General features: G+C 68.7%; 4 protein-coding genes. All 4 read right to left on the minus strand.

Annotation, left to right across the window (positions count from 1 at the left end; genetic code table 11):
- On the minus strand, positions 1–1175 hold a 1175-nt coding region (gene bluB / locus E1261_RS43820), incomplete at its 3' end, for a 5,6-dimethylbenzimidazole synthase (RefSeq protein WP_132416150.1).
- Positions 1172–2527, minus strand: coding sequence for a cobyrinic acid a,c-diamide synthase CobB (locus tag E1261_RS43825; protein WP_238176833.1), 1356 nt, complete (start codon positions 2525–2527; stop codon positions 1172–1174). The genes E1261_RS43825 and bluB, both read right to left, overlap by 4 nt.
- Before the next feature lie 7 nt (positions 2528–2534).
- Positions 2535–3149 (minus strand): cob(I)yrinic acid a,c-diamide adenosyltransferase, encoded by a 615-nt coding sequence (gene cobO / locus E1261_RS43830; RefSeq protein WP_132416152.1) that lies wholly within the window; start codon positions 3147–3149, stop codon positions 2535–2537.
- The coding region (locus tag E1261_RS43835; RefSeq protein ID WP_132416154.1) for a vWA domain-containing protein at positions 3149–3714 on the minus strand (566 nt) is incomplete at its 5' end. The genes cobO and E1261_RS43835, both read right to left, overlap by 1 nt.

A 3714-nucleotide genomic window follows, 5' to 3' on the forward strand; every position in this document is an offset into this window, starting at 1 on the left:
CGCCCGAGATAATCAGCCGGATCCCCACCAATCACCACCCGAACCACCTGTCGACCCACCGGCCCCGGCGCGACCCCGCCCCCTGTGTCCACAACGGCTCCGCCGGCTTTCGCGGCGGCGCGCTCAGCGTCCTGGGTGATTGAGGTCGGCTCCGCGCCTGGCAGGCCTCGCCTTCCCCAGGACTCCTGGTGCACTGCCCAGCTGAGCGGGCGGCGCGCGGCCCAGCCCGACCGTACGAGTTCAGGTGCAGGAGCGAACTCGTCGACGTACCCGATGCACAGGTAGCCGACCAGCTCGATGTGTGCGGGCAGGTCGAGCACCGCCGCGACCTCGCCCGGTTCGAAGAATGAGACCCAGCCGACGCCAAGTCCCTCGGCGCGCGCCGCCAGCCAGAGGTTCTGGATGGCGATCGCCACCGAGAACCACGTGGTCCGCGGGTCCGCGTGCCGACCGAGGACGTGTCGTCCACCCCGCCCGGCGTCACACGTGACCGCGATGTTCAGTGGCGTGTCGAGGATCGCCTCGATCTTCAACCCGTCGAACTGCTTGCGCCGCTCTTCCGGCAACGACGCCGCGAAGGCATCCCGCTGCGCAGCCGCCAGATCATGGATCTTCCGCCGCGTCGCGATCTCGCGGATCAGCAGGAAGTCCCACGGCTGGCTGAGCCCGACACTCGGCGCCCGGTGCGCGGACTCCAGCACCCGGGTCAGCACGTCATCCGGAATCGGCAGGTCCACGAACCCCCGCCGTACATCTCGCCGCTCAGCAAGCACCCGGTGCACCACCTGCCGCTCCCCCGGCGCATACCCAGGTGCAGAGGCGAGCCGGCCGACCGCAGCAGTGGCTTGCGCCGACGTTCGCTTGGTCACCACCAACTCGGCACCAGCACTGAGCACCGCGGCTTCCGCGACACTCGGCGTACCGGCGAGGCGCTCGACCTGCTCACTCGGGCTCGGCACACTCTGCCGACGCAGCTCAGCCGGAGCAACCGTCTGCAACTCAGCACCCAGGAACGCCGCCAGTCGCTGGACACCCGGCTCGGTCTCGCGCCCGTCGACGGTGATCAGGATCCGCACGCGACCACCACCGGCGTCGGCCACCGCCGCCCCGACAAGCTCGCGGAGTTCGCGGTACGACGTACCGGCGCGCAGCCCGACGCCGACGACCAGGTTCATTTCTCCAACCCAGCGTGTACTCGCGCCGCCGCCACCAACCGTGCGGGCACATCCGGGCTGGCCGTCCAATGCAGATGCAGGTACGACGCATGCACGCGCGGCCGGGCGATTCCTTCGACCCCGCCCGGCAGGTACCAAGCCGGGTCGACCTCACCGTCGAGCTCAACCGCAGTCCGGTGGAACTCGTGCCCCCGAACCCGGCGACCCTCGTCGAAGAACGCGGTCGTCGTCGCCGCGATCGCAGTCCGGTAGCCGAGCGTCAGGCTGCCTGTCATGCGGGCGGTCGCCGGGAGTACGCCGGTCATCGGGTGACCGTCGAGTTCGCGGCACAGGTACAGCAACCCCGCACACTCCGCGATCACCGGCAGTCCGGCCGCGATCTCGGTCGCGACCTGCTGACGTAACTTCTCGTTGGCCGACAGCGCCTCTGCATGCAGCTCGGGAAACCCACCACCGAGATACAGCGCAGCGGTTGCCTCTGGCAACGGATCGTGCAGCGGATCGAACCGGACCACCTCGGCTCCGGCAGCGGTCAGCAACTCCGTCGTCTCGGTGTAGTGGAACGAGAACACCGGCCCACCAGCCACCGCGACGACCGGCCGACCTTCCTCCGCCGGCGTCACCTCCGCCGCCGGATCCCAGGTCGACGTCTCTAAATCAGAGGCCGCCCGAGCCGCCGCCACGAACGCCTCCAGGTCGACCCCGGCACGCACCAGCTCAGCCGCAGCCTCAACCGCCTTCTCTGCCTGCTCGCGCTGCTCATCGGCCGGCACCAATCCCAGGTGCCGACTCGGCACCGTCAGCCGGGTGTCCCGCCGCAACACGCCCAGCACCGGTACGCCGGTCGGTGCGACTCCGGCCCGTACTTCAGCCTCATGCCGATCCGAACCGACCTTGTTCAGGATCACCCCGACGATCCGCACCTCGGTGTCAAAGGCAACGAAGCCCTGAACAACTGCCCCGACACTCCGGCCAGCTGCCGAAGCGTCGACCACGAGTACGACCGGTGCCTGCAGCAACTTCGCCACATGCGCGGTCGACGAGAACCCTTCGGTTCCGAGCGCGCCGTCGTACAGGCCCATGACGCCTTCGATCACTGCGATGTCGGCACCCTGCGCACCGTGCGCGAACAGCGGCGCCACTCGCTCTTCACCCGACAGCATCGGATCGAGATTGCGGCCCGGCCGGCCAGTGGCCACCGCGTGGAACCCCGGGTCGATGTAGTCGGGCCCAACCTTGAACCCACCAACGACATGCCCTGCCCCACGCAGCGCGGCCATCAGCCCGACCGCGACGGTGGTCTTGCCCGCACCGGAGGAAGGCGCCGCCACGACAACCCGCGGGATCACCACAGCCGGCTCACCACTCGATGCCCCTCTGGCCTTTTTGCCCGGCGTCCATCGGGTGCTTGACCTTGGTCATCTCGGTGACCAGGTCCGCGGCGTCGATCAGGCGCTGGTCGGCGTTGCGGCCGGTGATGACGACGTACTGGTGGCCGGGCCGGTTGACCAGGGTCTCGACGACCTCGTCGACATCGACCCAGCCCCACTTCATCGGGTAGGTGAATTCGTCCAGCACGTAGAGATCGTGGGTCTCGGCGGCGATCCGGCGCTGGATCTCACGCCAGCCCTCGACGGCGTCGGCGGCGTGATCCTCCTCGGTACCGGCCTTACGCGACCAGCTCCAGCCTTCACCCATCTTGTGCCATTCGACCGGCCCACCCTGACCGGTTGCCTCGTGCAACTGACCGAGCGCCTTGAAGGCACCCTCCTCGCCGACCTTCCACTTCGCGCTCTTCACGAACTGGAAGACCCCGATGTTCCAGCCCTGGTTCCAGCCGCGCAACGCCATCCCGAAGGCGGCCGTCGACTTCCCCTTCATCTCGCCGGTGTGCACCATCAGCAGCGGCCGGTTGCGTCGCTGCCGCGTGGTCAGGCCGTCCTGCGGCACGACCTCCGGTTGTCCCTTCGGCATCAGGCCGCCTTCCGTTCGGTGACCGTCCGAATAAGGTTGCCAGCGGCAACGTCTCCGAGGTCGAGGTACTCCGCACCCAGGTCAGTGGCCAGCTCGCCGGCCAGCCCGAGCCGCACTCCGCGGCGCGGCTCACAGTCGACCACCACGGTCGCAATCCCCCGCTGTGCAAGCCATCCAGCCGCCTGCTTGGCCCGGGCGAACGCCTTCTCACCATGCGTCGCCCGACCATCTGTGACAAGCACCAGCAACGGCCGCCGCCGCGGATCCCGAATCGCCGCGATCCGCAGTACCTCCGCCGCCTGCATCAATCCCTCGGCCAGCGGCGTCCGACCACCCGTCGGAAGCGACTCAAGCCGCCGTACGGCGGTCTCCACACTGCCCGTCGGCGGCAACGCAACAGTCGCCTCCGCACCAGCAAACGTGACCAGCCCAACGGTGTCGCGCCGCTGGTAAGCGTCAAGCAACAGCGAAACGATCGCCGTCTTCACCTCGCTCATCCGCCGCTTGGTCCCCATCGACCCCGAAGCATCCACACAGAACAGCACAAGGTTCCCCTCCCGCCCTT

This window comes from Kribbella albertanoniae (genome assembly GCF_004348455.1).
GTDB classification, from domain to species: Bacteria; Actinomycetota; Actinomycetes; order Propionibacteriales; family Kribbellaceae; genus Kribbella; species Kribbella albertanoniae.

Bases quoted from the DNA above. Each gene is read 5' to 3' on its own strand.
- cobO (WP_132416152.1), bottom strand. From the start codon at position 3,149: ATGCCGAAGGGACAACCGGAGGTCGTGCCGCAGGACGGCCTGACCACG.